The 26,925-nt window shown below is 60.5% G+C and carries 26 protein-coding genes; 14 read left to right on the forward strand and 12 right to left on the reverse strand.

What is annotated here, in order from left to right:
- Positions 1 to 296 precede the first annotated feature (296 nt).
- Positions 297 to 1,739 (forward strand): methylenetetrahydrofolate--tRNA-(uracil(54)-C(5))-methyltransferase (FADH(2)-oxidizing) TrmFO, encoded by a 1,443-nt coding sequence (gene trmFO, locus AGR7B_RS07990; protein ID WP_162934081.1) that lies wholly within the window; start codon positions 297 to 299, stop codon positions 1,737 to 1,739.
- 6 nt (positions 1,740 to 1,745) lie between these two features.
- On the opposite strand, the gene AGR7B_RS07995 is transcribed toward trmFO, so the two are convergent.
- From AGR7B_RS07995 to AGR7B_RS08005, 3 genes are read right to left on the reverse strand one after another with little or no spacing between them, the layout of a single operon-like run.
- The gene (locus AGR7B_RS07995) at positions 1,746 to 2,348 is read right to left on the reverse strand and encodes a TadE/TadG family type IV pilus assembly protein (protein ID WP_080856418.1); all 603 of its coding nucleotides are present in this window, start codon (positions 2,346 to 2,348) and stop codon (positions 1,746 to 1,748) included.
- Positions 2,345 to 2,911 (reverse strand): TadE/TadG family type IV pilus assembly protein, encoded by a 567-nt coding sequence (locus tag AGR7B_RS08000; RefSeq protein WP_065655968.1) that lies wholly within the window; start codon positions 2,909 to 2,911, stop codon positions 2,345 to 2,347. The genes AGR7B_RS07995 and AGR7B_RS08000 overlap by 4 nt, the downstream gene beginning before the upstream one ends.
- A gap of 1 nt (position 2,912) precedes the next feature.
- Positions 2,913 to 4,127: a TadE/TadG family type IV pilus assembly protein gene (locus tag AGR7B_RS08005; protein ID WP_080856419.1), complete on the reverse strand. Its 1,215-nt coding sequence runs from the start codon at positions 4,125 to 4,127 to the stop codon at positions 2,913 to 2,915.
- A 428-nt stretch (positions 4,128 to 4,555) separates the two neighbouring features.
- Between AGR7B_RS08005 and AGR7B_RS08010 the strand changes: the two genes are divergently transcribed.
- The 5 genes from AGR7B_RS08010 to AGR7B_RS08030 all read left to right on the forward strand — a co-directional run bounded on the left by AGR7B_RS08010 (position 4,556) and on the right by AGR7B_RS08030 (position 9,870).
- A complete protein-coding gene (locus AGR7B_RS08010) occupies positions 4,556 to 5,683 on the forward strand; it encodes an S-(hydroxymethyl)glutathione dehydrogenase/class III alcohol dehydrogenase (RefSeq protein ID WP_080856420.1) in 1,128 nt (375 codons plus the stop codon).
- A gap of 287 nt (positions 5,684 to 5,970) precedes the next feature.
- Positions 5,971 to 6,711 carry a hypothetical protein gene (locus AGR7B_RS08015; protein WP_162934082.1) on the forward strand — a complete coding sequence of 247 codons (741 nt, stop codon included), beginning with the start codon at positions 5,971 to 5,973 and terminating at the stop codon, positions 6,709 to 6,711.
- Between the two features lie 105 nt (positions 6,712 to 6,816).
- Positions 6,817 to 7,080 carry an acyl carrier protein gene (locus AGR7B_RS08020; protein WP_080856422.1) on the forward strand — a complete coding sequence of 88 codons (264 nt, stop codon included), beginning with the start codon at positions 6,817 to 6,819 and terminating at the stop codon, positions 7,078 to 7,080.
- Positions 7,077 to 8,609: an AMP-binding protein gene (locus AGR7B_RS08025; RefSeq protein WP_080856423.1), complete on the forward strand. Its 1,533-nt coding sequence runs from the start codon at positions 7,077 to 7,079 to the stop codon at positions 8,607 to 8,609. The genes AGR7B_RS08020 and AGR7B_RS08025 overlap by 4 nt, the downstream gene beginning before the upstream one ends.
- On the forward strand, positions 8,593 to 9,870 hold the full coding sequence (locus tag AGR7B_RS08030; protein WP_162934083.1) for a type III PLP-dependent enzyme: 1,278 nt from the start codon (positions 8,593 to 8,595) through the stop codon (positions 9,868 to 9,870). The genes AGR7B_RS08025 and AGR7B_RS08030 overlap by 17 nt, the downstream gene beginning before the upstream one ends.
- A 205-nt stretch (positions 9,871 to 10,075) precedes the next feature.
- Here the strand turns inward: AGR7B_RS08030 and AGR7B_RS08035 are convergent, their stop codons facing one another.
- The 6 genes from AGR7B_RS08035 to coaD form a co-directional block, all read right to left on the reverse strand.
- The gene (locus AGR7B_RS08035) at positions 10,076 to 11,233 is read right to left on the reverse strand and encodes an aminodeoxychorismate synthase component I (protein ID WP_080856424.1); all 1,158 of its coding nucleotides are present in this window, start codon (positions 11,231 to 11,233) and stop codon (positions 10,076 to 10,078) included.
- Positions 11,234 to 11,270: 37 nt separating this feature from the next.
- The gene (tgt, locus tag AGR7B_RS08040) at positions 11,271 to 12,401 is read right to left on the reverse strand and encodes a tRNA guanosine(34) transglycosylase Tgt (RefSeq protein WP_080856425.1); all 1,131 of its coding nucleotides are present in this window, start codon (positions 12,399 to 12,401) and stop codon (positions 11,271 to 11,273) included.
- Positions 12,401 to 13,483 carry a tRNA preQ1(34) S-adenosylmethionine ribosyltransferase-isomerase QueA gene (gene queA, locus AGR7B_RS08045; protein ID WP_080856426.1) on the reverse strand — a complete coding sequence of 361 codons (1,083 nt, stop codon included), beginning with the start codon at positions 13,481 to 13,483 and terminating at the stop codon, positions 12,401 to 12,403. Before queA ends, tgt begins: the two co-directional genes overlap by 1 nt.
- 244 nt (positions 13,484 to 13,727) lie before the next feature.
- A complete protein-coding gene (locus AGR7B_RS08050; protein WP_065655977.1) occupies positions 13,728 to 14,237 on the reverse strand; it encodes a peptidylprolyl isomerase in 510 nt (169 codons plus the stop codon).
- A 36-nt stretch (positions 14,238 to 14,273) separates the two neighbouring features.
- Positions 14,274 to 14,843, reverse strand: a complete 570-nt coding sequence (locus tag AGR7B_RS08055) for a peptidylprolyl isomerase (protein WP_004442095.1) — start codon at positions 14,841 to 14,843, stop codon at positions 14,274 to 14,276.
- 29 nt (positions 14,844 to 14,872) lie between these two features.
- Positions 14,873 to 15,367 carry a pantetheine-phosphate adenylyltransferase gene (gene coaD, locus AGR7B_RS08060; RefSeq protein ID WP_059760169.1) on the reverse strand — a complete coding sequence of 165 codons (495 nt, stop codon included), beginning with the start codon at positions 15,365 to 15,367 and terminating at the stop codon, positions 14,873 to 14,875.
- 437 nt (positions 15,368 to 15,804) lie between these two features.
- On the opposite strand from coaD, the gene AGR7B_RS08070 reads away from it, so the two are divergent.
- The 8 genes from AGR7B_RS08070 (at position 15,805) to AGR7B_RS08105 (ending at position 23,477) form a co-directional block, all read left to right on the forward strand.
- Positions 15,805 to 15,984 (forward strand): hypothetical protein, encoded by a 180-nt coding sequence (locus tag AGR7B_RS08070; protein WP_004442101.1) that lies wholly within the window; start codon positions 15,805 to 15,807, stop codon positions 15,982 to 15,984.
- A gap of 40 nt (positions 15,985 to 16,024) precedes the next feature.
- Positions 16,025 to 16,159 (forward strand): hypothetical protein, encoded by a 135-nt coding sequence (locus tag AGR7B_RS26435; RefSeq protein WP_256387174.1) that lies wholly within the window; start codon positions 16,025 to 16,027, stop codon positions 16,157 to 16,159.
- 269 nt (positions 16,160 to 16,428) lie between these two features.
- On the forward strand, positions 16,429 to 18,321 hold the full coding sequence (locus tag AGR7B_RS08080) for a peptidylprolyl isomerase (RefSeq protein WP_080856428.1): 1,893 nt from the start codon (positions 16,429 to 16,431) through the stop codon (positions 18,319 to 18,321).
- Positions 18,322 to 18,338: 17 nt separating this feature from the next.
- Positions 18,339 to 19,358, forward strand: coding sequence for an anthranilate phosphoribosyltransferase (gene trpD, locus AGR7B_RS08085; protein WP_080856429.1), 1,020 nt, complete (start codon positions 18,339 to 18,341; stop codon positions 19,356 to 19,358).
- 10 nt (positions 19,359 to 19,368) lie between these two features.
- Positions 19,369 to 20,184 carry an indole-3-glycerol phosphate synthase TrpC gene (gene trpC / locus AGR7B_RS08090; protein ID WP_080856430.1) on the forward strand — a complete coding sequence of 272 codons (816 nt, stop codon included), beginning with the start codon at positions 19,369 to 19,371 and terminating at the stop codon, positions 20,182 to 20,184.
- Between the two features lie 7 nt (positions 20,185 to 20,191).
- Positions 20,192 to 20,683: a cyclic pyranopterin monophosphate synthase MoaC gene (moaC, locus tag AGR7B_RS08095; protein WP_065655981.1), complete on the forward strand. Its 492-nt coding sequence runs from the start codon at positions 20,192 to 20,194 to the stop codon at positions 20,681 to 20,683.
- Entirely contained in the window at positions 20,684 to 21,901 is a 1,218-nt protein-coding gene (locus tag AGR7B_RS08100) for a molybdopterin molybdotransferase MoeA (protein WP_080856431.1), read from the forward strand.
- Positions 21,902 to 22,406: 505 nt separating this feature from the next.
- Positions 22,407 to 23,477, forward strand: coding sequence for a GGDEF domain-containing protein (locus AGR7B_RS08105; RefSeq protein ID WP_078053072.1), 1,071 nt, complete (start codon positions 22,407 to 22,409; stop codon positions 23,475 to 23,477).
- Positions 23,478 to 23,703: 226 nt separating this feature from the next.
- Here the strand turns inward: AGR7B_RS08105 and AGR7B_RS08110 are convergent, their stop codons facing one another.
- The 3 genes from AGR7B_RS08110 to AGR7B_RS08120 form a co-directional block, all read right to left on the reverse strand.
- Entirely contained in the window at positions 23,704 to 24,312 is a 609-nt protein-coding gene (locus AGR7B_RS08110; RefSeq protein ID WP_080816895.1) for a pyridoxamine 5'-phosphate oxidase family protein, read from the reverse strand.
- Positions 24,313 to 24,361: 49 nt separating this feature from the next.
- Positions 24,362 to 26,173: a monovalent cation:proton antiporter-2 (CPA2) family protein gene (locus AGR7B_RS08115; RefSeq protein WP_080816894.1), complete on the reverse strand. Its 1,812-nt coding sequence runs from the start codon at positions 26,171 to 26,173 to the stop codon at positions 24,362 to 24,364.
- A gap of 277 nt (positions 26,174 to 26,450) precedes the next feature.
- Entirely contained in the window at positions 26,451 to 26,819 is a 369-nt protein-coding gene (locus tag AGR7B_RS08120; RefSeq protein ID WP_003522738.1) for a gamma-butyrobetaine hydroxylase family protein, read from the reverse strand.
- Between the last annotated feature and the right edge of the window lie 106 nt (positions 26,820 to 26,925).

Genomic DNA, 26,925 nt, shown 5'->3' on the forward strand with positions numbered 1-26,925 from the left:
CGGTACGTCAGGGAACGGTGGCCCGAAGGGTCGGATGACGGGGGCAACGACACGCGATAGACCGCCCCCTGCCCCCCTCATCCCGCTGCCGCGACCTTCTCCCCGGCGGGGAGAAGAAACAAGCGGCACCCGCCCGCTCCACATCCCCTCCGTCGCCCCCCACCCTCAAAAACATTTGGCTGCCCCGGCCATGCATGCTAGTGCATCCGCAAACAATGCCGCGTCCTTCGGGACCCGTGCGGAACAATCACTCGAAAGACAGCCGCCGGACGGGAGCCTTTGCCCCGTGGCCGCCCATGGACGCCAGCATGCAAGACAAGACCACTTCTTCCATTCACGTCGTGGGCGGCGGACTGGCCGGTTCGGAAGCCGCATGGCAGATCGCGCAAAGCGGTGTGCCCGTCACCCTGCATGAAATGCGCGGCGTGCGCGGCACGGACGCGCATAAGGGCGATACGCTGGCGGAACTGGTCTGTTCCAACTCCTTCCGCTCCGACGATGCGACCGCCAATGCGGTCGGCGTCATCCATGCCGAAATGCGGCTTGCCGGTTCTCTGATCATGGCCTGCGCCGACAGGCACCAGGTGCCGGCCGGCGGCGCGCTTGCCGTCGACCGCGACGGATTTTCCGAGGCCGTGACGAAAGAGTTGGAAAATCACCCATTGGTGACAATCATCCGCGAAGAGGTGAACGGCCTGCCGCCGAAGGAATGGGGCAACTCGATCATCGCCACCGGCCCGCTGACCTCGCCGGATCTCGCCGCCGCCATTCAGGCAGAGACGGGTGAGGATGCGCTCGCCTTTTTCGACGCCATCGCTCCCATCGTCCACCGCGACAGCATCAATATGGATATCTGCTGGTACCAGTCGCGCTACGATAAAGTCGGCCCCGGCGGCACCGGTAAGGATTACATCAACTGCCCGCTGAACGAGGAGCAGTACAACGCCTTCATCGACGCGCTGATCGCCGGCGATACGGTGGGTTTCAAGGAATGGGAAGGCACGCCCTATTTCGACGGCTGCCTGCCTATCGAGATCATGGCCGAGCGCGGCCGCGAGACGCTGCGCCACGGCCCGATGAAGCCGATGGGACTGACCAACGCCCATAACCCGACCGTCAAGGCCTATGCCGTCGTGCAGCTGCGACAGGACAATGCGCTCGGCACGCTCTACAACATGGTCGGTTTCCAGACCAAGCTGAAATACGGCGTTCAGGCGGATGTATTCCGCATGATACCGGGCCTCGAAAATGCGGAATTCGCCCGCCTCGGCGGCCTGCACCGCAACACCTATATCGATTCTCCGATCCTGCTCGACCGCTCGCTGAAGCTGAAATCGCGGCCGGACCTGCGTTTCGCCGGCCAGATCACCGGCTGCGAAGGGTATGTGGAAAGTGCCTCCGTCGGCCTTCTCGCCGGACGCTTCGCCGCCGCCGAGCAAAAGGGTGAGAGCCCAAGCCTGCCGCCGGCCACCACCGCGCTCGGCTCGCTCCTCAACCACATCACCGGCGGCCACCTCTCTTCCGATGATGAGCCGGGCAAACGCTCCTTCCAGCCGATGAACATCAATTTCGGCCTGTTCCCGGAACTGGAGCCGGGCTCGATCGTCAAGCCGGAGGGCGTGAAGCGTTTTCGCGGCAAGGACAAGACGATCATGAAACGCCAGCTCATTGCAGCGCGGGCGTTGCGGGATTGTGCGGCGTGGCTCGGCGAAAGCCAGGCCGAGACAGAGGCTGTCTGAGGCCGATCAGTTTGCTTTGAATGGCGAGCGCTTGAGGTTCCACTTTGCGAAATCCGATTTGCCGCTCTGGTAGGGATATCGCTGGGAAAAGAACGGGTTGACGGCCGCAACATATTCGAATTTGAGCGTGATATCGGCCACCGCAGCGATCAGAGGCCGATAGCTGTACCGCCCAGAGACAACAATGATAGCGTCCTGAGCGACAAAACCGTTGGCGATCACGGTTTTCTCCCAAGGCACATCTTCGGCAGATCCCAGAAAATTGTGGGCGGGAAATTGCAGCCGGGCGACTTTGTCCACCAGTTTGACGCTTCTCAGCGTCAGGTCGAGTTTGCCCGTCTGGAGAATGCCGCTGCCGGAAAGGACGACGAAACTCGGAACTCCCGTGCGCACCCGTTCCTCGAATTCGGGGAATCTTGCCGCCCAGCGCGCTGAATCGTCGACTATCGTCATGAACCGGTCATAGCTGAGCCAACCCCGCCCGACCTCAATGATCACTGCAAGCATGAGGACAAGCAGCGGCGCCAAAAGCCCCATTTCCAACGCCGCAGCGCCAGAACGGCAACGCCCGAAACCAGCAAGACGCAAAAACCATGTCGTCTTTTTCATTCCGTCACCCGCACGGCAGTGATCGCCAGGGAAATGTTGCGCAACTGATGAATGCCGCCCGTGTCCGGCACGAGGAAACGCGTCGTCGGCATCAAAAAATTCCAGTTGTAACCGATGGCCAGAATGTACTGCCCGGCGGTATCGGCGGGTGGGCGAAAATCGTTCACGATCGGTATGGGCACTTTGGCTTCGGCAATATCGTCGTCGGGAATCGGCAAGAGGGCGATCTTGAGAGTGGTTTCGTCAGTCCCTCCAATGAAATTGGAGGCGATTGCCTTGCGCAACGCAATCTCGGTCGCCGGTTTACCGTCCGACGCCGCCTTGCGGAGATATTCGATACCCGCATTCGATGCGAACGAGAGATAAAGATAATAGAGCATCAGCAGGCCGATTTCGAGCGTCCCGAAAATCAGCGCAAAAAACAGCGGCAACAGCAGAGCCGTCTCCACCGCCGTTGCTGCCTTTCGGTCGCCGAGCAGCCGATAACATTTGGCATGCGCGACCCGGCATCTGCTCGGGCCACCACGGCTTTTATCCTGACGCGGGGAAAGTAAGGACTTCATCTCAGCCCTCTTCCATTCGATCCACGTAGATGAGCTGGAAACCGGTGATGATGCCACCAAAGCTGTCGCTCAGGCCGGTTGCCTCAATCGTCACCCGATAGATCGAGTAGGCCTTGACCCTGAAACTGTAATCCCTCGGCGTCCAGGCAATACTGTTTTTATCCTGGGTCAACTCCCACACCCGCTGCTGGGGTTTCAGGTCAGGAAGGAGCTGTTGGAGCGAGATCTTGATTCCGTTTGTTTTCTCCACGTCCTCGACGGCCCGGCGCCCATTATACCAAACCATGATCTTATATATTCCGGGATGAAGCTCGACATCCTTGTAGATCGAGCTATTGGCTTCGATATTTTTTTTCTTGCCGGGCTCAGGCGGCCCCCAGTCACTATCGAGCTCCATGACATAACGGGTTGGCAATGAGAGCTCGGTGCCCGGATTCTTGTCGATTTCGATTTTGTCGGTGGTCTTTGCCTTATCGACCTCCTTCAAAGTACAGGCTTTGTCGTTGGCGGTGGGGGCCTCGTTGAGTTTCTTGCTCTGCATTCCCGCCGGATAGCCCTGCCAGTTGTGATTGCGGCGGCAGCAGGGGCTGCTCCAATCCTGCAACTCGACGCCGGGGCCGGTCCCGCCATCCCATCCGATCTCCGAATAGGGATAGACACCCCAGCAACCGCCGGGGGTTTCCTTGGTGACGCCGTTTTTCAGAACCCGCTCGACGCCGAGAGCGTTGCTCTCGAACATATTGTCAATGATGACCGCATCATCCTCGGGATAGGGCGGGATGCCCTCGCAAGAGTATGCAAGGCGATATTTCAGCTTCTCGAGATTGAACATCTCCGAGAAAATCAGCCCGTAACTGAACTCGGCATTGATTTTTGTCTCAGTCCATTTCACTTGCACGTCGCGCGAGAGGACCTTCTGCTTCGTGGATTGAATCATCGCATCGAAGGCCGCGGTCACATTGTCGCGCCGGACAGTGTCAAGCAACGTGTAGGTACGTGTCGGCTTGGTGGCTCTTTCGCATGCCATGGCCATGACCCGCTTTGACTGGTTGTAATAGGCCAGCGCCCTGCCACCCTCAAAAAGCAGCCCCAGCAAAATGATAAAGACCGGCAGCAGCAGCGCGGTCATGATGGCGAAGGTACCCGCGCGGTCCCTGAGGAGCGATGAAAACAGGCTCCGTTTCCATGCCGCTTTTTTAATCCGCCTGCTCGTCATCAAAACACCGTTTCATGTCGCTCATCGCCATGGGAAAGGCGCGCTGTGAAAAGCGACAGGCCTTGCTTTCTGCGACGCTAAAAAATGTCCGGCTCGCGCCGGTCGCTCGAAAATTGCTCGTTGGTCGCCGGCGGCGCTGCTTTTCGAGCAACTTCGCCTGACCCCTGAAATACAGGGGTCAATTAACACGCAAACCGTAAATCAAAACTCAATCGGAACCTAAAAATATGAAGCAAATTCATATGCTTAGTTTATTTATTAGTAAATTAGGTCTCGACAATAAAATCGTATGACCACGTAACGGCAGTGCGGGGTTTGCCTTCACGGTTTCTTCCGAAAACACAAACTTGGGCTCGCCCCTTGTCCCTCAAGCCAAGCTCGGGCAAAACAGCCCTGTTCAATCACAAGACAATGCCAGGAGATAAGATATGGACGTTCGCGCCGCAGTTGCCATTCAGGCCGGAAAGCCGCTTGAGGTTATGACCGTTCAACTCGAAGGCCCGCGCGCCGGCGAAGTACTGGTTGAGGTCAAGGCGACCGGCATCTGCCATACAGACGATTTCACCCTGTCGGGCGCCGATCCGGAGGGCCTGTTCCCGGCCATTCTCGGCCATGAGGGCGCGGGCGTCGTCGTCGATGTCGGACCGGGCGTCACCTCGGTCAAGAAGGGCGACCATGTCATTCCGCTCTACACGCCGGAATGCCGCGAATGCTACTCCTGCACCTCGCGCAAGACCAATCTCTGCACCTCCATCCGCGCCACCCAGGGTCAGGGCGTGATGCCGGACGGCACGTCGCGCTTCTCCATCGGCAAGGACAAGATCCATCATTATATGGGCTGCTCGACCTTCTCAAACTATACGGTTCTGCCGGAGATCGCGCTTGCCAAGATCAATCCCGACGCGCCCTTCGACAAGGTCTGCTACATCGGCTGCGGCGTGACGACCGGCATCGGTGCGGTCATCAACACCGCCAAGGTCGAGATCGGCTCCAGGGCGATTGTCTTCGGCCTCGGCGGCATCGGCCTCAACGTGCTGCAGGGCTTGCGCCTTGCCGGCGCGGACATGATCATCGGCGTGGATATCAACCCCGACCGCAAGGCCTGGGGCGAGAAGTTCGGCATGACCCACTTCGTAAACCCGAAGGAAGTCGGCGACGACATCGTGCCCTATCTCGTCAACATGACGAAGCGCAATGGCGACCTGATCGGCGGCGCGGATTATACCTTCGACTGCACCGGCAACACGAAGGTCATGCGCCAGGCGCTGGAAGCCTCGCATCGCGGCTGGGGCAAGTCGGTCATCATCGGCGTTGCCGGTGCCGGCCAGGAAATCTCCACGCGTCCGTTCCAGCTCGTCACCGGCCGCAACTGGATGGGCACCGCCTTTGGCGGCGCACGCGGCCGCACGGATGTGCCGAAGATCGTCGACTGGTACATGGAAGGCAAGATCCAGATCGACCCGATGATCACCCACACCATGCCGCTCGAAGACATCAACAAGGGCTTCGACCTGATGCATAAGGGCGAAAGCATTCGCGGCGTCGTGGTTTATTGATTGGATAAGACAGAGGCGGACGCGCGTAATCGCGCGCGCCCGCCTTTCATACAAATGTGATCGCCTCCAACCCGCTGCAGCCATTGCGATTAACGGGACGGTAAATCTATCGTCGTAAGCCGATACTACGCGGTGGAGTTGAAAATCCCTCCCCGCCCAGAACGACGCCAGACCTGCGGAGAGCGACCCTGAAAATCGTACCGATCGACAACGGAAACCGCGTCGCCGCCGTCGCTCTTCTGGCGAAAGGCTTCCCGGAAAAAACCGAGGCCTTCTGGTCGCGCGGTTTGTCGCTCGTCAGCGAACATCACGAGCGGCGCGAACTCGGTCCGATCGGGCAATTGCTGATGAAGGGCGACGATGCCGCAGGCGTTCTGCTGACGATCAAAAGCCGTCTGCCGCAGACCGGCAGGATCGTCGTCAACCTGTCCAGCTGGTATGTGGAGCCTTCCTGCCGCTGGTTCGCCCCGCGCATGTTGCAGATGGCGTCCTCCAATGAGGACGAAATCTTTACCGATCTCACGCCCTCTCCCGAAGCCTGCAAGCTCAATGAGAGGCTGGGCTTTGCGACGGTAACCGATTGCACGCTTTTTTATCCGCTGCCCTTTGCAGCGCTTCGCCCGGCAAGCGCACGGCTGCGGGCGCCAGGAGAGATAAAACCGGAAATACTCTCCGCCGAAATGCGCGACCTGCTGGAAGATCATGCCCGTCTCGGCTGCATCGTGGCCGTGATGGAGGCGGAGAACCGCCATTACCCTCTGGTCTTCCTGAAAACCACGACCAAAAGATTGCCATCCGCGCGCCTCATCCATTGCGAAGACCGGCAGGTCGCGCAAAGGCACATATCCACAATCGCCCGCCACCTTCTTGGCCATGGCCGGCTTGCGCTGACCATGGCGGCAATGGGCGCAGAGCGAAAGGCCGGCGGGCTTGCCGCACATAAATCTGCACCAATACAAGTAAAAGGCGCATGGAACCCACGATTTATTAACGAAGCATACTCAGAGTTGGTGTTATTGCCACCGTAGGTATTTTAGTGAGTCATGCGCGACTTGACGGAATCTTGGCCTTTACAGAAAAAGCGCCGTTCCGGGCAGGTCATTAGGAAAGACGCGGGAAATCGGAGAACGAGCATGCTTGCAGCGAAAAAGAGTGAAATCGACGTTGCCGATACCATCTATTCCTACCTCTCCAACCGTTTTCCCGCCTATGCCCCCTTTTCCGCCGATACGCTGCTTCTCGAAGGCGGCGTAATCGATTCGCTTGGCTTTCTTGAGCTGATGATCTTCCTCGGCGAAAGTTTCGGCATCATTCTCGATGACGAACATTTCACGCCCGACAATCTCGGCACGCCGGCCGATCTCATCGCCTTCGTCCTCAGGGAACGGAGGATATGACACCCCATTTCCTGCTGCACCACCTGCTTGACGCCCGCGCCGCGAGCGACGATCAGGCCCTCGTCCACAAGGACCGATCGCTGAATTATCGCGAATTTGCCGCAGCGGCGGCCCGTTGCGCGGCGGCATTGCAGGAAGCCGGAGCGCAACGCGGAGACCGCGTCGTCATCTATCTGCCGCGCGGCATCGAGGAATGCTGGTCGATCTTTGGCGTGAGCATGGCGTCCGGCGTCTTCGTGCCGGTGAACGCATTGCTGAAGGCGCAGCAGATCCGCCATATCGTCAGGGATTGCGGCGCAAAAATCGTCATCAGCGACGCCGCGATGATGGATGAGCTGAAAGCGGCACTGGAAGACCTTCCCGAGGTCGCGATCCTGCTGGCGGAAGAAATAGAGGCCCGCGCCGACACACCCGCCCGGCCTTCAGCGGCAATCGGCGAAGACCTGGCCGCCATTCTTTATACCTCCGGCTCCACCGGCTCGCCCAAGGGCGTGATGCTGTCTCACCGCAATCTTCTGGCCGGCGCGCGCATCGTGCGCACCTATCTGGACATCACCGGTAGCGACCGCATTCTGTCCCTCCTGCCCTTCAGCTTCGATTATGGCCTGAACCAGTTGCTGACGGCGGTTGAACAGGGTGCGGCCACGATCATCTCCACCTTTCGGCTGGGCGATGAGATCGTCCGTGATCTGCGCGACCATGCCATCACGGGTCTCGCCGGCGTGCCGACGATCTGGGCGATCCTGACGAAAGCAGCCCCGTCGCTCACAAAGACGCCTCTGCCACACCTGCGCTACATCACCAATTCCGGCGGGCGCGTGCCGCAGGAAACCGTAAAAGCGCTGCGCGAGAAGTTGCCGGATACGAAAATCTACCTGATGTATGGCCTCACCGAAGCCTTCCGCTCCACCTTCCTGCCCCCCGATGAGATCGACCGCCGCCCGACCTCCATCGGCAAGGCCATTCCCGAATGCGAAATCTTCATCGTCACCGCCGAGGGACAGAGGGCGAGGCCGGGTGAGCCCGGCATTCTCGTGCATCGCGGCCCGACCGTCTCGCTGGGTTACTGGAACCGGCCGGAGGAGACGGCAAAGGTGCTGCGCCCTCACCCCTTCATTGCGGCGGCGATGGGCGGCGAGACCGTGTGTTATTCCGGCGATCTGGCGGTGGAGGACGAGGATGGTTTCTTCAGTTTCGTCGCCCGCAACGATGCGATGATCAAATCGTCGGGCTATCGCATCAGCCCGACCGAGGTTGAGGAAAGCCTGATGTCGACAGGCCTTTTCCAGCAGGTCGCCGTCATCGGCCTGCCCGACCCCTTTGCGGGCGAAAAGGTCCATGCCGTGGCGACTGCTGCCAACCAGAATATCGATGTGACAGCGGCTCTGAAGAAGGCGGCCGAAATGCTCGCCCCCTTCATGATCCCCCGCGCCATCGAACTGGTGGAACGACTGCCGGTCACGGCCAATGGCAAGGTGGATTACCGCGCGCTGGTGCGCGAACGGACGGACAATGGCGCCAACGGATAAACCCCAGAGCCACGGCCAGGCTTTTGCAGCCGCGTTATTCGACACAAGCGAGAACGATCTGATGATCGGCGGACTTCCGGTGCACGATATTGTCGCCGGGACCGGAACACCGTGCTTTCTCTATGACGCCGCCGCCATGCGCCGCGCCTATCGCGATCTCGAAACCGCGCTCGGCGGTTTTGCCGATATCTATTATTCGGTGAAGGCCAATCCCCTGCCCGCCATCGTCTCGCTTTTCCGGCAGGAAGGTGCGGGTGCGGAAATCGCTTCCGTCGGCGAATATCGCGCCGCCATCAAGGCCGGTGTCGCAACGCAAAATATCATCTTCGCCGGCCCCGGCAAAGGCATGGCCGAGCTGCGCGAAGTGATCGAGGGCGGCATCGGCGAAATCCACATCGAAAGCGCCGAGGAAATTACCCGCATCGAGGCAATCGGCAAGCCGGTTAGGGCTTCGATCCGCATCAATCCGGTGCCGGATGCACAGGCCGGCGCGATGCGCATGGGCGGCAAGGCCACCGCCTTCGGTTTCGATGAGGAAGAGCTGGAAAATGTCCTGCCGCTCTTCAAGGACGCCCGATATATCGATCTCGTCGGCGTCCATATTTACGGCGGCACGCAGATCCTCGATGCCGACATGCTTGTCTCCCAATGGAGACACGGCATTTCCCTTGCCGCGCGCTTGGCCGGGATGCTGGGCAGGCCGCTCAAAACCATCGATCTCGGCGGCGGTCTCGGCATCCCCTATTTCGCAGGCGAAACCCCGCTCGATCTTGAAAAAGTCAGCGCCGCCATACCCGACCTCAAGGCGCTTCTGAAGGCGCATGAACTGATAACCGACGCCCATGTCATCGTCGAACCCGGCCGTTTCCTCGCCGGTCCCGGCGGCATCTATGTGGCGGAGGTGAATTCGGTAAAGACCTCGCGCGGCACTACCTTCGTGGTGATGGATGGCGGCATGCACCACCACCTCGCCGCATCCGGCAATCTCGGCCAGATCGTCAAGCGCAACTATCCCATCGTCGCACCGGCCATGATGCTGGCGGAGCATGAAGAGACGGCAACCATCGTCGGCCCGCTCTGCACGCCGCTCGATACGCTTGCCCGCAATGCGGCGCTGCCGAAGCTCAAGGCCGGCGATCTCCTCGCCATCCTGCAATCAGGCGCCTATGGCGCCAGTGCCAGCCCAGCGGGTTTTCTGAGCCATGCGGCGGCAAAGGAAGTGCTGGTAGAGAATGGGGTGTTTGAGGTGATCGGGCGCTGAGGACGTTTGGTAGCGAAAACCGTAGCCGGCTTTCCTAAGGGCACACATTTGGCTGCCTACCTCGGAGCTTCCTCCAACCTCCCTCATTCCTGTGCTTGTCACAGGAATCCAGTCGACGCACGTCTGTGCGGAGGGAGGAGTCTTTTCAGCCCAAGGACTTGGGCTGGCTGGATTCCTGTGACAAGCACAGGAATGATGGAGGCGACTAACTCCGAAGCAGCCTGTCCCCCACCGCGAATTTCGATTTCAGCAGACACTCGTCATACTCCGCCTCGGCAACGGAATCGAACACGATACCACCGCCGACATTGAAGACGGCACGGCCGTCGTCAAACAGGCTGAGCGTACGGATCGCCACGGAGAACCGCATCTCACCATTTGGGGACATGAAGCCGATTGCGCCGCAATAGGCTTCGCGCGGCGTCGCTTCCAGCTCGCGCAGGATTTTCATCGCCCACATTTTCGGTGCGCCGGTAACGGAGCCGCAGGGGAACAGGGCGGCGAAGATATCTTCCACCGTCACGTCAGGCAGAAGTTTCGCCCGCACATGGCTCACCATCTGGTGCACGGTCGGATAGGTCTCGATATCGAACAGCCGCGGCACATCAAGGCTGCCGACTTCTGTAATGCGGGAAATATCGTTGCGCAGCAGATCGACGATCATACGGTTTTCGGCGAGCGTCTTTTCGTCCGCCAGCATCGCCGCGACAATCGCCCGGTCTTCTTCCGCATCGGCTCCGCGCGGCGTCGTTCCCTTCATCGGATGGGTTTCGATGAAACCTTGCCCGTCAACCGAGAAGAACAGTTCCGGTGAGCGCGACAGGATGACCGGGCCGCCGAGATCGACAAGCGCGCCATATTTCACCGGCTGCCGTTCGATGAGCGACCAGAAGGCCGTCAGCGGATCGCCGCTCCAGCGGGCATGAACGGGCATGGTCAGATTGCCCTGGTAACAGTCGCCGCGACGCAGATGCCCGTGCAGCCGCGCGAAACGCTGGCAATAGTCTTGAAGGCTCCATGCCGGCACGGGACCGGACAGAAACGCATCCGCATCCGGCAGATTTGCCGGGCGCGCGAACCGCCCCTCATCCGGCTGCGGACCGGAAAAGACGCCGAAATTGAGAAACGGCACGTTGCGAGGCTCGTCCGCAAAAGGCGCAAGCTTCGGCTCGAACAGGAAGCCCGCTTCATAGGACATATAGCCGGCGAGGTATTTCCCGGCCCGGCGCAGCTCTTCCATGCGCTTCAGCGCAGCAAAAAACGACGCCGGTTCATCCGCGACGATGATCTCTTCCGGCTCGGTGAAGGCTGTCACCGTGCCGGTCGTATCATCCCGGAAAAGAACGTAAGGCGCGTGTGCCAAGGAAAGCGTCCGAAACAGGAGAAAAAGTCGGGAAGCGTCAGATGGGGTCTATATCGCCCCGCGCCCACATTTCGATGGTTTCCGCATAGAAATCGGCGAAACGGCCTTCCTCGATCGACTTGCGGATACCCTGCATCAGCTCCTGATAATAGGCAAGATTGTGCCAGGAGAGCAGCATGCCGCCCAGCGCCTCATTGGCGCGGGTGAGATGGTGCAGATAGGCGCGGGAATAATCGCGCGAGGCCGGGCAGTTGGACTGCTCGTCCAGCGGGCGCATATCCTCGGCATGGCGGGCATTGCGGATATTGACCTTGCCACGACGGGTAAAGGCAAGCCCGTGACGGCCGGAACGGGTCGGCATCACGCAGTCGAACATGTCGATGCCGCGCGCCACCGATTTCAGGATGTCATCGGGCGTGCCGACGCCCATCAGGTAACGCGGCTTTTCGGTGGGCAGCACCGGCAGGGTGATATCGAGCATGCCGAGCATCACATCCTGCGGCTCGCCGACGGCAAGGCCGCCCACCGCATAACCCTTCAGATCGAGCTGCTTCAGTCCCTCTGCGGAACGGATGCGCAAATCCGGCTGGTCGCCGCCCTGTACGATGCCAAACATGGCCTTGCCGGGCTGCTCGCCAAAGGCGACGCGGCAGCGCTCGGCCCAGCGCAGCGACATTTCCATGGCGCGCTCGATTTCCTTGCGTTCGGCCGGCAGCGCGATGCATTCATCGAGCTGCATCTGGATATCCGAATCGAGCATGCCCTGAATTTCAATCGAGCGTTCCGGCGACATGTGGTGCAGCGAACCGTCCACATGGCTCTTGAAGGTCACGCCCTTCTCGTCGAGCTTGCGCAGGCCGGAAAGCGACATCACCTGAAAACCGCCGCTATCGGTGAGGATCGGATGCGGCCAGCGGATCAACTCATGCAGGCCGCCAAGGCGGGCAACTCGCTCCGGACCCGGCCGCAGCATCAGGTGATAGGTATTGCCGAGAATGATATCGGCCCCAAGCTCCCGCACCTGATCGAGATACATGGCCTTGACGGTGCCGACGGTGCCGACCGGCATGAAGGCGGGCGTGCGGATGACACCGCGCGGCATGGCGACTTCGCCGAGGCGTGCGCCGCCGCTCGTGGCTTTCAGGGTGAAGGTGAATTTGTCGTGCATCAGTTTTTCCGGAACAACAGGCTGGAATCGCCATAGGAATAGAAGCGGTATCCGGTTTCGATGGCGTGCCTGTAAGCGTCACGCATCGTTTCGAGACCGCAGAAAGCCGAAACGAGCATGAACAGCGTCGATTTCGGCAGGTGGAAATTCGTCATCAGAATATCGACCGCGCGGAAGCGGTATCCCGGCGTGATGAAGATGCCGGTGGCGTCGGACCATGGGTGGATAACGCCATTCTCATCGGCCGCACTTTCGATCAGGCGCAGCGATGTCGTGCCGACACAGACGATGCGTCCGCCGCGCGCCTTTACCGCATTCAGCCGGTCGGCGGTTTCCTGAGACACATAGCCGATCTCGAAATGCATCTTGTGATCGTCGGTATCGTCGGACTTCACCGGAAGGAAAGTGCCTGCCCCAACGTGAAGCGTCACGAAATGCCGCTCGATGCCCACCCTGTCCAGCGCGGCAAACAGATCGGGCGTGAAATGCAGCCCGGCGGTCGGGGCGGCAACGGCTCCCTTTTCGCGGGCATAGATGGTCTGGTAATCGGTCTGGTCCTGCGCATCTTCCGGCCGTTTGGCCGCGATATAGGGCGGCAGGGGAATATGGCCGACGGAAGCGATCGCCTCATCCAGCACCGGGCCGGAGACGTCGAACAGCAGCGTGATCTCGCCCTCCTCGCCCTTCTCCTCGACGGTGGCTTCCAGATGCGCAAGGCCGCAGGCATTGTCGCGCTCGTAACCGAAACGGATGCGGTCGCCCTGCTTGATGCGCTTGCCGGGACGCGCGAAGGCCTTCCAGCGGGATTGATCGGCACGCATGTGCAGCGTGGCCGAAACCGCCGTCTCCGGCGCACCTTCGCGCAGGCGTACACCTTCGAGCTGGGCGGGAATGACGCGGGTGTCGTTAAAGACAAGCGCATCGCCGGGCTTCAGGAAGGACGGCAGATCGAAGACGCGGTGGTCTTCCATGCGGTTTTCATTCGGATCGACCACCAGCAGACGCGCGCTGTCGCGCGGGTTCGCCGGGCGCAGGGCGATATTTTCCTCGGGCAGATCGAAATCGAACAGGTCTACACGCATTGCAAGGGCTCTCGAAAATATCAAAACCCGCCCTCAATGGGGCGGGTGGTGGGTAGTGACAAGGCTTCGTCTAACGAGACGTCATCCTCGGGCTTGTCCCGAGGATCTAACCACGTAGCCGTCGGGGATCGTTAGATCCTCGGGACAAGCCCGAGGATGACGACGGAGAGGTTGGCACCCTTGTCATCAATGTGAAACGCCCCGCAGTTTCCTGCGGAGCGGGTAAACACTTTATACGCTATCCTCAGGCCGCAGAAGCGAGCTTGATGGAAACGATCGAATCGGGGTCCTTCACCGGCTCGCCGCGCTTGATCTTGTCGATGGCCTCCATGCCTTCGATGACCTGGCCCCAGACGGTGTACTGCTTGTTGAGCCACGGAGAATCCGTGAAGCAGATGAAGAACTGCGAGTTGGCGGAGTTCGGGTTCTGCGAACGGGCCATGGAGCAGGTGCCGCGCACGTGCGGAATGGCGGAGAACTCGGCCTTCAGGTCCGGCTTGTCGGAGCCGCCCATGCCGGCGCGTGCCGGGTTGAAGCTTTCCGAACCCTTCTTGCCGAACTTCACGTCGCCCGTCTGGGCCATGAAGTCTTCGATGACGCGGTGGAAAACGACGCCATCGTAAGCGCCTTCCGAGACGAGTTCCTTGATGCGGGCAACGTGACCAGGCGCAACTTCCGGAAGCAGCTGGATCACGACCTTGCCGGTCGTCGTTTCCATGATGATGGTGTTTTCCGGATCCTTGATCTCGGCCATGACTATTCTCCTCTGTTCGGGCTCTATTGCCCTACCTTACTTCTTGCCGACGGTGACCTTGATCATCCGGTCGGGGTTGGAAACTTCGCCGTTGCTGCCCTGCCCGCGCTTGATCTTGTCCACGGCTTCCATGCCGGACACGACCTTGCCGACCACGGTGTACTGGCCGTTCAGGAACGGGCCGTCGGCAAACATGATGAAGAACTGCGAATTGGCGGAATTCGGATCCTGCGAGCGGGCCATGCCGACCACGCCGCGCGTGAACGGAACCTTGGAGAATTCGGCCGGAATATCCGGCAGGTCGGAACCGCCCGTACCCGCACGCTGGGCACTGAAACCCTTCTCCATGTTGCCATACTGCACGTCGCCGGTCTGCGCCATGAAGCCATCGATGACGCGATGGAAGGCCACATTGTCATAAGCGCCCTTCTTGGCCAGCGCCTCGATCTGCGCCACGTGCTTGGGCGCGACATCCGGCATCAGCTCGATGACAACGGGGCCGTCCTTCAGCTGCACGGTCAGGAGTTCGGCGGCGGAAGCGAAGGTGCTGGCGGCGAGAGCGCCTGCAAACATGGCGCCGGCAAAGGCAAATCGAACGAGTTTCATCGGATTGGCTCCAGAATGTGAGGCTGAAGTTAGCGCTTCAGCTTGGCGTTGAGGGCTTCAAGCACGGCTTTCGGCACGAAGGCGTCGACATTGCCGCCCATGGCGGCGATCTGCCGGACCAATGTGGCTGTGATGGGTCGCGACGAGGTGCCGGCGGGCAGGAATACGGTCTGGATATCGGGCGCCATCTGGCGGTTCATCCCGGCCATCTGCATTTCATAATCGAGATCGGTGCCGTCGCGCAGGCCGCGTAGCAGAAGGCGCGCACCGTGCTGGCGGGCGGCATCGACGACGAGATTATCGAAGGAGACGACTTCCATGCGCGCCGCTTCGCCCGGCAGATGTTCGGCAAGCGCCCGCTTTATCAGCCCTGCCCGCTCCTCGAAGCTGAACAGCGGCGCTTTTCCGGGATGAATGCCGACCGCAACGATGACTTTCGACGCCACGTTCAGCGCCTGAATAAGCACATCCAGATGTCCGTTAGTCATCGGATCGAAGGATCCTGGATAAAAGGCAATCGTCATATCGCTCTCAGATGGTGGGCGCGTCTCGACGCTTCAGCATATGTGCCGCCTTTTGTCATGGAGAGGCACGCGGCGCAAGACTTTATAACCAACCCCTCACAAGCGTGGCTGCGGCGTGAACCGCGGATGAATGGGCCGTTCAGTGCGGTTTCACAGCTATTTTGTTTAAATGCACAGCATCGGGAAACCGAAACGCCCCTCACTCGTTAAGCATCCGGAGAAATGAAAATGCTGGCCTTCATGATCGTCCTTTCGATCATCGCTTCATTCGCTGCCGAGTATATTTTTCTCGAATGACGGCCTTAGCCAGTTTCCTGAACGCCAGATGAACGAACCATTCAAGGAAGTTTCACAGGCGCGATGCTAATCGATTTTTACGGTTGACGCGGAACATGTTTGGACATGGCGCGTTAAGAAAGAACCAAAGGAACGGACAGATGTTTGTAAGAGAAAAACAGTCTACTTCGGCGAAAATCAGCGTCATCAGCACCGCCTGGACAGTACTGGTTATCGCAATGGTAGCAACGACGTTTAGCCTTTATGAACAGAAGCCTGAAAAACTGGGCCCGGACTATCCGCAGCTGACCGCCCGTTATCAGTATATGAATTACTACTGATAACGGAGAGAATTTTCTCGAAACTCCCGGAGACGATATCATGTTCACATTTCTGACAATGCTTCTTGCCCTGATCAGCGTTATGTTCGTGACATCGATGATCTCCGTGGTCGCCGAAATGCGACGTGAAGACGAGGAATTCAAGGCGATGATCCGGCGCGACCGCGCCTTCTGAGCGCGACGGGCCGGGCAGACGGCCGCTTAAAAGTGATTCTTTTCAACCGCCTGGACCTTCCGGGCGGTTTTATTTTGCGCTTCGCCGGGGCAAGGCGGCGAAGACGATGGCGGAAAATCCCGCCTCCAATCACACAAGCGTTTTCAAAACCCCGTTTTTCCAAGGCAAATTCCCTTCAATTTCCGTTTGGATTGATTTAAGGAACGCCGATACGTTGCGGGCCGGAGAGCCGGCGACCGCGACGACGTTCCTGTGAGGTTTGCATAACGATGCTCGATTCCCTGAGAAATGCTTCTCGAACCATGGCAGCCAAGCTGCTGCTTCTCCTGCTTGTTGTCTCTTTTGGCATCTGGGGCGTCTCCGCATCGCTTGTCACCGCCAATTCCCACGCCGTCATGACGGTGGGCGACCAGACGGTCAGCCCGGAGGAATTCCGCCTCGCCTATCAGCGCCAGATTTCCGATCTCAGCCGCCAGTTCGGCACAAGGCTGACGACCGAGCAGGCCAAGGCCTTCGGCATCGACCGCCAGGTGTTCAGCCAGCTTGCGGCCGGTGCAGCGCTTGACGAGCTGGCCTCGAAGATGAATCTCGGCCTTTCGGAAAACCGCCTCGCCAATCTCATCGCCGAAGACCCGGCCTTCAAGGCGGTCAACGGCCAGTTCGACCGCAATCTCTTCAGCGAACGCCTGCGCAATTCCGGTTTCCGCGAGGATGACTATATCAAGGAACGCAGTAAGGTCGCCGTCCGCAGCCAGATCGTCGAAGCCGTTTCAGACGGTTTTGCCGCGCCGCAGGTGCTGGTGGATGCGCTGAAGCAATATCGCAACGAGCAGCGCGCCGTGGATTACGTCATTCTTTCGAACGCCGTCATTCCGCCGGTCAAGGCGCCGGGCGACGACGTGCTTACCCCCTGGTTCGAAACCAACAAGACGAAATATCGCGCGCCCGAGTTCCGCAAGTTCACCTATGTAAAGCTTGAGCCGTCCGATATCGCCGATCAGGCCGCCGTCACCGACGCCCAGATCGCCGATTATTATAACAGCCACAAGGACAGCTTCCGCACCGCCGGCCGCCGCACGGTGGAGCAGCTGACCTTCCCCGAAAAGGAAATGGCAGAGGCCGCCGCCGAGCAGATCCGCCTCGGCAACACCACCTATGACCAGGTGGTGAAGGATCAGGGCAAGACCGCTTCCGACGTGACCCTCGGCGAATTCACCAGGGATACCATCCCCGACCAGTCGATTGCCGACGCCGCTTTCGCCATCCAGAAGGACGGCGGTGTATCGCCGGTGGTCCAGGGCTCCTTCGGCCCGGTTCTCCTGCGCGTCACCGGCATCAAGCCGGAAACGACCCGCACGCTGGAAGAGGCGAAGGAAGATATCCGCAAGGACCTCGCCACCGCCGCCGCTGCGGAAGAGATCACCAATGTTCATGACCGTTACGAGGATCTGCGCGCCGGCGGTTCTTCACTCGCTGATGCGGCAACGCAGTTGAACCTGAAACCCGTCACCATCGCCGCCATCGACGCTTCCGGCCTCGATGAAAAGGGCGATGCGGTTCAGGGCCTGCCCTCCCCGCAGCTCGCGCAGGAGGTCTTCAAGACCGAACCCGGCACGGAAGCGCTGCCGATCAATCTCGGCCGTGAAGGCTACATCTGGTTCGATGTCGACCAGATCATCGCCGCCCGCGACCGCACACTTGCCGAAGTTCGCGACGATGTCGTGGCTGACTGGACGGCGGAGCAGCAGCGCAACGCGCTTGCCGCCAAGGCCGAGGAACTGAAGGCGCGTGTCGAAAAGGGCGACACGCTGGAAGCCGTGGCCGGTGAGCTTAGCCTTGCCGTCGAACAGAAGTCCGGCCTGCGCCGCAACAGCGAAGACGCCATTTTCGGCCAGCAGACCATCGCGGCGGTCTTCTCCGGCGCGGAGGGCAAGGTGGGCACGGCGGCCGATGCCGACGGTTCCAGCCGCATCCTCTTCAAGGTCACCTCGGTCGACACCACTGCGCCTGCCGACGCGCTTGCCAATGACGACCAGCAGTTCGCCGCCATTGCCCGCGCGGCCGGCGACGACATGCTGGACCAGATGGTCAACCGCCTGCAGAATGACTATGGTGTCACCATCAATCAGGCCCTCGCCGATCAGGCGATGGTCGGCTTCTAACCCGGGGGGGCGACAAGATGGCCGAACTGAAGCCGCTGATCGCCAAGGTCGCCAATGGAGAAAGCCTGAACCGCGAGGAATCGCGCGCGGCTTTCGACATTCTGATGTCGGGCGAAGCCACGCCGTCGCAGATCGGCGGCTTCCTGATGGCGCTGCGCGTGCGCGGGGAAACGGTGGACGAAATCGTCGGCGCCGTCTCCTCCATGCGTTCCCGCATGCTGCCGGTTTCGGCCCCCGCCAATGCCATCGATATCGTCGGCACCGGCGGTGACGGCATCGGCACCTATAATATCTCGACGCTCGCCTCGATCATCGTCGCTGGCACCGGCCTGCCGGTCGCAAAGCACGGCAACCGGGCGCTGAGCTCCAAATCCGGCACGGCGGATGCGCTCTCGGCGCTCGGCGTGAAGCTCGATATCGGTCCGGAACTCATCGCCCGCTGCATCAGCGAGGCTGGTCTCGGTTTCATGTTCGCGCAGCTTCACCATTCGGCCATGCGCCATGTCGGTCCAAGCCGCGTCGAACTCGGCACGCGCACCATCTTCAACCTGCTCGGCCCCCTCTCCAACCCGGCCGGCGCCAAACGGCAATTGCTCGGCGTCTTTTCGCCGCGCTGGCTGGTGCCGCTTGCCGAAGTGCTGCGCGATCTGGGTTCGGAAAGCATCTGGGTCGTGCATGGCGACGGCATGGACGAGGTGACGACCACGGGCGTTACCCATGTCGCGGCACTGGAAAATGGCAAGATTCGCACCTTCGACCTGACGCCGAAGGATTTCGGTGTCGAGCCCGCTTCTATGGAAGATCTGAAGGGCGGAGACGGCATTGCCAATGCGGCGGCGCTGCGCGAGGTTCTGTCCGGCAAACGCAACGCCTATCGTGACGTGTCGCTGTGCAACGCGGCCGCAGCGCTGGTTATCGCCGGCAAGGCGGAAACACTGTCTGAGGCGATGGCGATCGTCAGCGAGGCGCTGGACAACGGCAAGGCCGCAGCCGCGCTCGACCGTCTGGTTGCCGTGTCCAACGAGGTTCAGGAATGAGAGCGAGATCATGAGCGACATTCTGAAAAAGATCGAGATTTACAAGCGCGAGGAAATCGCCGCCGCCAAGGCGAAGGTTTCGCTGGCCGATCTGAAGGCCATGGCCGCAGACCAGAGCGCGCCGCGCGGTTTCTACAGGGCGCTCCGGGCAAAGCAGGCCGAAGGCAAATTCGGTCTGATCGCCGAAATCAAGAAGGCCAGCCCCTCCAAGGGCCTCATCCGCCCGGATTTCGATCCGCCGGCGCTGGCCGCCGCCTATGAAGCCGGTGACGCCGCCTGTCTTTCGGTGCTGACGGATAGCCCAAGCTTTCAGGGCGCCCCGGAATTCCTGACCGCCGCCCGCAATGCCAGCGCCCTGCCGGCGCTGCGCAAGGATTTCATGTTCGAGACCTATCAGGTGCATGAGGCCCGCGCCTGGGGCGCGGACTGCATTCTCCTCATCATGGCCTCGCTGTCCGACGACGAGGCGAAACGCCTTGAGGACGAGGCTTTCGCGCTCGGCATGGATGTGCTGGTCGAGGTACATGATGAGGAAGAAACGGAACGGGCGCTGAAGCTTTCCTCGCCGCTTCTCGGCATCAACAACCGCAACCTGCGCACCTTCGAAGTCAGCCTCGAAACCAGCGAGAAGCTCGCAGGCCTCGTGCCGGCGGAAAAGCTGCTGGTCGGCGAAAGCGGCATCTTCACCTTCGAGGATTGTAAGCGCCTCGAAAAAAGCGGCATCAGTACCTTCCTCGTCGGCGAAAGCCTGATGCGCAAGGACGATGTGACAGCGGCCACCAAAGCGCTGCTGACCGGCCAATCCGACATTCTGGCAGCGGAATAATGCACCGATGAGCGAGGCGGGAAAGCTCACCCATATCGATGCCGGCGGCGAAGCGCATATGGTCGATGTCGGCGACAAGGCCGAGACCGTCCGTGTTGCCGTCGCCGAAGGCTTCGTGAAGATGAAGCCGGAAACGCTGGCGCTCATCCGCGAGGGCAACGCCAAGAAGGGCGATGTCATCGGCACTGCACGCCTCGCCGGCATCATGGCCGCCAAGCAGACGGCAAACCTCATCCCGCTCTGCCATCCGCTGATGCTGACAAAGGTGGCGGTGGATATTACCGAAGACGCCGCCCTACCCGGCCTGCGGGTCGAAGCGCTGGTGAAACTGTCCGGCAAGACCGGCGTGGAGATGGAAGCGCTGACCGCCGTATCCATCGCCTGCCTGACGATCTATGACATGGCCAAGGCCGCCGACAAGGCGATGGAAATCGTCAATATCCGCCTTCTGGAAAAGAGCGGCGGCAAATCCGGCGATTTCCGGCGACAGGAGACATGAATGAAACCGCTGCTGCCCGTGGATGAGGCCATAAGACGCCTTCTGGAAGCAGCGGTTCCGGTGACCGAAAGCGAAACCCTGCCGCTTACCGAATGCGATGGCCGGGTTCTTTCGGCCGATCTCATTGCACGCCTCACCCAGCCGCCCTTCGATGCCTCGGCCATGGACGGTTATGCGCTGCGCAGCGCCGATGCGGCGGAGATCGGCTCGGTCCTCACCGTCATCGGTCAGGCCGCCGCCGGCCATGCCTTTACCGGCACGGTGGGTGAAGGCCAGGCGGTGCGCATCTTCACGGGCGCGCCCGTGCCGCAGGGTGCGGACACCGTTCTCATCCAGGAAGATGCCGAAGTGCTGGAGGGCGGAAAAATCCGCACCGCCTTCGACGTCACCGCCGGGCGACATATCCGCCCGCGCGGACAGGATTTTACCGAAGGCGAAGCGGCCCTGAAGGTCGGGCGGGAACTCGGTTTCACCGACCTGACGCTCGCCGCGGCGATGAACCATGCCGCGCTCACCGTCTATCGCAGGCCGCGCATCGCCATCCTCGCCACCGGCGATGAGTTGCTGCCGCCGGGAAGCGCGCCGCAGCCCGCCCAGATCATCGCGTCCAACACCTTCGGCGTCGCAGCCCTCGCCCGGCAGGCGGGTGCCGAGGTTCTCGATCTCGGTATCATTGCCGATGATGACAGGCTGATCCGCGCCGCTATCGGCAAGGCGGTCGCGGCGAAGGTCGATGTGCTTGTGACGCTCGGCGGCGCCTCCGTCGGCGACCACGACCTCGTGCAGGCAGCCTTGAAGGCGGAGGGCATGCAGCTCGATTTCTGGCGCATCGCCATGCGTCCGGGGAAACCGCTGATGGTCGGGTCCATCGGCGCCATGCAGGTTCTGGGCCTGCCCGGAAACCCGGTTGCCAGCCTCGTCTGCGGCCTGCTGTTCCTCGAACCGCTGCTCCGCAGCATCGCCCGCCGTGCGCCGCTGCAACGCACGACCACCGCCCGCACCGCCACGCCGTTGAAAGCGAATGATCATCGGCAGGATTATCTGCGCGCCCGTTTCAGCACGGACGAAAACGGCCTGCTGGTGGCGGAAGCCCATGCGAAGCAGGATTCATCGATGATGAAGATATTGGCCCATTCCGACGGTTTGATCGTGCGCCCGCCAAACGCGCCGGCGGCGGCGGCCGGGGCGGAATGCCCGGTCATCAGGCTGAAATCCTGACACGCAGGCGATACGGCCAAACTTGGGCCGGCAGCATAACTGGCCTCTTCCTGAACCTTACCGAACGGTTGCCGCGCCGTCACTAAACGGCACGGCCGCGTGCCGCATGGCACGGGAACCGAAGATAAGACTGTAACATTCCTGTATCCCGACACGAATGATAAAAAAAACCGCCTATAGGCGGGATTTCCACGAATTCAAAAACCACCATGGCTTTCCGCCGCGGAATTATTTCTACATATTGTTGTGCCAAAATAAATCACACGAATCCCGTTATTGGGATTGACAGAATAAATGCGATGCTGTCACCAAGGCGAATAGTAGAGGGAAAAAATTCCGGAATTCTTCAGAATGAAAATTACTTATATTTATCAATTAAATAAGATAAAAAGTGACGAAAATGAAGTTTCCGGGCACAAAAATTAGTTTCCCTTAAATTAAGCTTTCCAAAACGACCTTCATAATAATAATCATAGTCGATAAGCAGACTCACTGGAGTTTCTTGATGAACACGGCATCCACGCCCAAAACCACGGGGCCCGACATTGCCGGGCAGATTGCCTATGCCATGCGGAGCATGGGTGTTTCGCCGATCCCGCGTAACTACAGCCTCTTTTACGAAGCCTATATCGGTTCGAACCCTGCCCTGACGAAGGATCTGGCCGCGCTTGGAAACCGGGTCACGCAGGAGGATTTGGACGAGCTGTCCTCACGTTACGGGGAAGGCAATCCCGCCCGGTCCATCGACGATGCGCATGAGAAGCTCAGGCGCGAACTGGAGGGCCTCCTGGGCACGCTGAGGCGCGAACAATCCTCCATCGAAAACTATAACAGGATTCTCGGCGAAACGCGTCAGCGCATCGATGACAAGAATGCCGCCAGCAGCAATATTCTGAGGAATGCGATTTCGCTGCTGGCCGAGGCCACCGGCTCGAAGATCATCGACGGCGAAAAGACCTTCAACGATGTCAACCGCCATGCCGAGGAAATGCATCAGGTGCGTCTGGAGCTGGATGAGTACAAGCGCATCGCCAATACGGATTCGCTGACGCGCCTGTCCAACCGGCGCGCCTTCGACGACCGGCTGGCATCCATCTATGACAGCTCCATCGGCCTGCAATATACCACGCTCGTCCTGCTCGATATCGATCATTTCAAGCGGATCAACGACACTTTCGGCCATCCGGTCGGCGACAAGATTCTCGCCACCGTCGCCTCGGTCATCCGCGCCAATGTCCGCAAGGATGGTTTTGTCGCCAGAAGCGGCGGCGAGGAATTCGCCATCATTCTGGACGGCAATACCCCGGAAGAGGTGATGGTGATGTGCGAGCGCATCCGCCTGTCGCTGGAAAGCACGCCCTTCCGCAATTCGAGATCGGGCGCCGACTACGGCACGGTGACGATCTCCCTCGGCTTCGCTTCCGCCGCCCAGGCCACCAACCCGAGCGAGCTTTACGGCCACGCCGACACCGCGCTCTACCATGCCAAGGAAACCGGCCGGAACCGCTCCGTCTATTACGAGGACGGCATGCAGAAGAATTATACCGGCAAGAACTGGCTGATTTATCGGACGTGAGGATGGTGGTGTGTGCACCACTATCTCCTCCGTCATGCCGGACTAGATCCGGCATCCAGTCACGGCGCGTCTGCGCCGTGAGAAAAGCCTCTTGCGATCAAGGACTTGATCGCGCTAGACCCCGGATCCAGTCCGGGGGGACGGAGTGAGACGCTCCGCTTTCGCCAATGACGTAAGCCTTGCGAGGATTGCCTCAACGGCCCGATGGTCGCGTCGTTACTGCACCTCACCACATGGTCTTCGCCGCCCGCGCCGCCCATTCCCGGTCATAGGTCTCCTGATCGAATTCCGCCTTGGCCGCCTTGAGCAGAAGGCCGGGTGTCGGAAGCGAGGCCGGGTCGACGAAATTATCGGGGTTCCATAGTTCCGAGCGCATCAGCGCCCGGGCGCACTGGAAATAGACTTCATCGATTGTCACCACAATGACGGTGCGCGGATGTTTGCCGTCCATCTCGAAGCTTTCCAGCAGGTCGGGATCGACGGAGACCACAGCACGGCCGTTGATGCGCATCGTCGTATTCGAGCCGGGTATCAGGAACATCAGCGCAACGCGCGGATCGCGCACGATGTTCAGAAGCGAATCCACACGGTTATTGCCGCGCCAGTCCGGCAGAAGCACGGTCCTCTCATCGGCCACCCGGACCACGCCGCCCTTGTCGCCGCGCGGCGAACAGTCCATGCCTTCCGGCCCGACCGTCGCCAGCGCCAGGAAGGGCGAAGTCTCGATCATCAGCCGGTATTCGGCCGTCAGCGTGGCTGTCACCTTGGCGATCGATGCCTCGCTCGTGCTGTCATAGATGGCCTTCAATTCCTCAACCGTGCGAATGATCGTCATGTCCTATCCCTGCCAATTCCCTCTGTCGCCGCCGAAAGACCGGGGCGTCCTATTCCTCTGCGGCTTCTGCCTTTTCCCGCTCGGCCCGCTCGCGGGCGGTGCGGGCGGCAACGAGATCGGCCGGCTGGGCATTGCCGCGGATCAGCGAACGGCCGGCATAGATGCCGCCGACGACTTCCATGGCGAAACGTTCCTCGTCGCGGTCGCGGAATTCTTCCACCAGACGCGCGGCATCTTCCCGCTCCTCGCCCATGGCGCCAAGCACTTCCTCGCTGAAATTCAGCGCCGATTCCAGCGTCTCACGAATCTGGTAATCCACACCGGCCTTCAGAAGATCGATCGCGTGGCCGCGGTCATAGGCGCGGGCGAGAACCGGAACCAGCGGGAATTCGTGCTTGACGATCTCCGCGATCCTGACGGCCGCCTCCTTGTCATCGACGCAGATAAGCACGGCACGCGCCGTGCTCGCACCGGCAGCATGCAGGATTTCCGCCCGCGAACCGTCGCCATAATAGACCTTGAAACCGAATTCAGCCGCATCGCGCACGAAGTCGGCATCCTTGTCGATCAGCGACAGCGTATAGCCCCGCGCCAGAAGCGGCTGGCTGACGATCTGGCCGAAACGGCCGAAGCCGATGAGGAGAATGCTGCCCTCGACATTTTCAGGCACGTCGAGATCGTCGGTATTGGGAACCGCCGCCGGCACCAGCCGGTCATGCAGGATGACCATCAGCGGCGTCAGCACCATGGAGATGATGATGGTCGCCGTCAGGATGGCGTTCGCCTCCCGGTCGAGAATGCCGGCGCTGACGGCGGCCGAATAGAGCACGAAGGCGAATTCGCCGCCCTGCGCCATCAGCACCGCCCGTTCCAGGCTTTCGCGCCGGGTGGTGCCGAGCGCCCGCGCCACGCCATAGATCAGGAAGGCCTTGAGCAGCATGTAGCCTGCGACGCTGATGACCACGAGCTGCCAGTTGGAGGCGATGACGGCAAGATCGATCGCCATGCCGACACCCAGGAAAAACAGGCCGAGCAGAATGCCGCGAAACGGCTCGATATCCGCCTCCAGCTGATGGCGGAAGGAGGATTCCGACAACAGCACGCCGGCGAGAAAAGCGCCCATGGCCATGGAAAGACCGCTCACCTGCATCAGAAGCGCCGAACCCAGCACCACCAGCAGCGCCGCGGCCGTCATCACCTCCCGCGCGCCGGAAGCCGCGAGCAGGCGAAAGAACGGGTTGAGAAGATAACGCCCGGCAAGGATGAGCGCGCCGACGGCGGCAAGCGCGATGCCGACGGAAGCCCAGCGCTCCGACGCCGTGACATGTTCGCCGCCCGAACCGAGGAAGGCGACAAGCGCCAGCAGCGGCACGATGGCCAGATCCTCGAACAGCAGGATGGCGATGATGCGCTGGCCTTTCAGGCTCGACATGCTGTTGCGCTCCTGCAGCATCTGCATGACGATCGCCGTCGATGTCAGCACGAAACCGGTGCCGGCGACGAAGGACATGATGACGGGAAAACCGAGACCGACCCCGATCAATGTCAGGCCCGCCATGCAGACCAGCACCTGCAGCGCCCCCAGCCCGAAAATATCCTGCCGCATCGACCACAGCCGCGACGGCTGCATTTCAAGGCCGATGATGAACAGGAACATCACCACGCCGAGTTCCGCTATATGCAGAATGGCCTGCGAATCGGAGAAGAAACCGAGACCGTAAGGCCCGATCACCAGGCCGGCGGCCAGATAGCCGAGCACCGAACCGAGGCCGATACGCTTGAAGATCGGCGCGGCGACAACGCCTGCCGCCAGCAACACGACCACCTGGGCCAGATCATTTCCGTTCGCTTCTACAGCCACACGCCACCCCGTTTAAATAGTGAGACAAGAGCTTTGCCCTCGTCCGATTATCGGCAACGCGCAAGAACATTTCCTCCGTCATGCCGGACTTGATCCGGCATCCAGCCACGGCGCGTCTGCGCCGTGAAAGGACTCTACCGCGATCAAGGACTTGATCGCGCTGGACCCAGGATCAAGTCCGGGGTGACGAAGCGCGGATGCAACAACGTTGCCAAACGCACCAGTTCTTCAACCCCTTGCCATCATTCTCACGAGGGCGTCTCCCTCGGTGTTTTCTCTACCGGTATCGCGGTTCCCTGCTCAAGCCCTTTTCGGCGAGCTGCCGCTCATAATCCGCAAACAGCGCGTCCCCGGTCTCACCCAGTTCCTTCAGATATTTCCAGGTGTAGATGCCGCTATCGTGGCCATCGTCGAAAACGATGCGAACCGCATAATTGCCGGTGGCGACCATGGAACGGATGGTAACGTCGCGTTTGCCGGGCACTGTGACCTTTTGTCCCGGCCCATGGCCCTGCACCTCGGCAGAGGGCGAAAGCACGCGCAGCATCTCGGCCTGAAGGCGATAAACGCTTCCATCATCGAAGGAAACGGTCAGTTCGCGCCGGTCTTTCGACACAAGCAGCTCGGTCGGCCAGGCATCGCTCATTTTTCACTTCCGCAAGCTCGTCATATGCGTCAGAATTACGGACTTGCCTCACGATAGGCAAGCCACTACATCAGCTAATAGAGTACACATTTGGCGTGTGTGCCCG

The organism is Agrobacterium deltaense RV3 (genome assembly GCF_900013505.1).
GTDB lineage: Bacteria > Pseudomonadota > Alphaproteobacteria > Rhizobiales > Rhizobiaceae > Agrobacterium > Agrobacterium leguminum.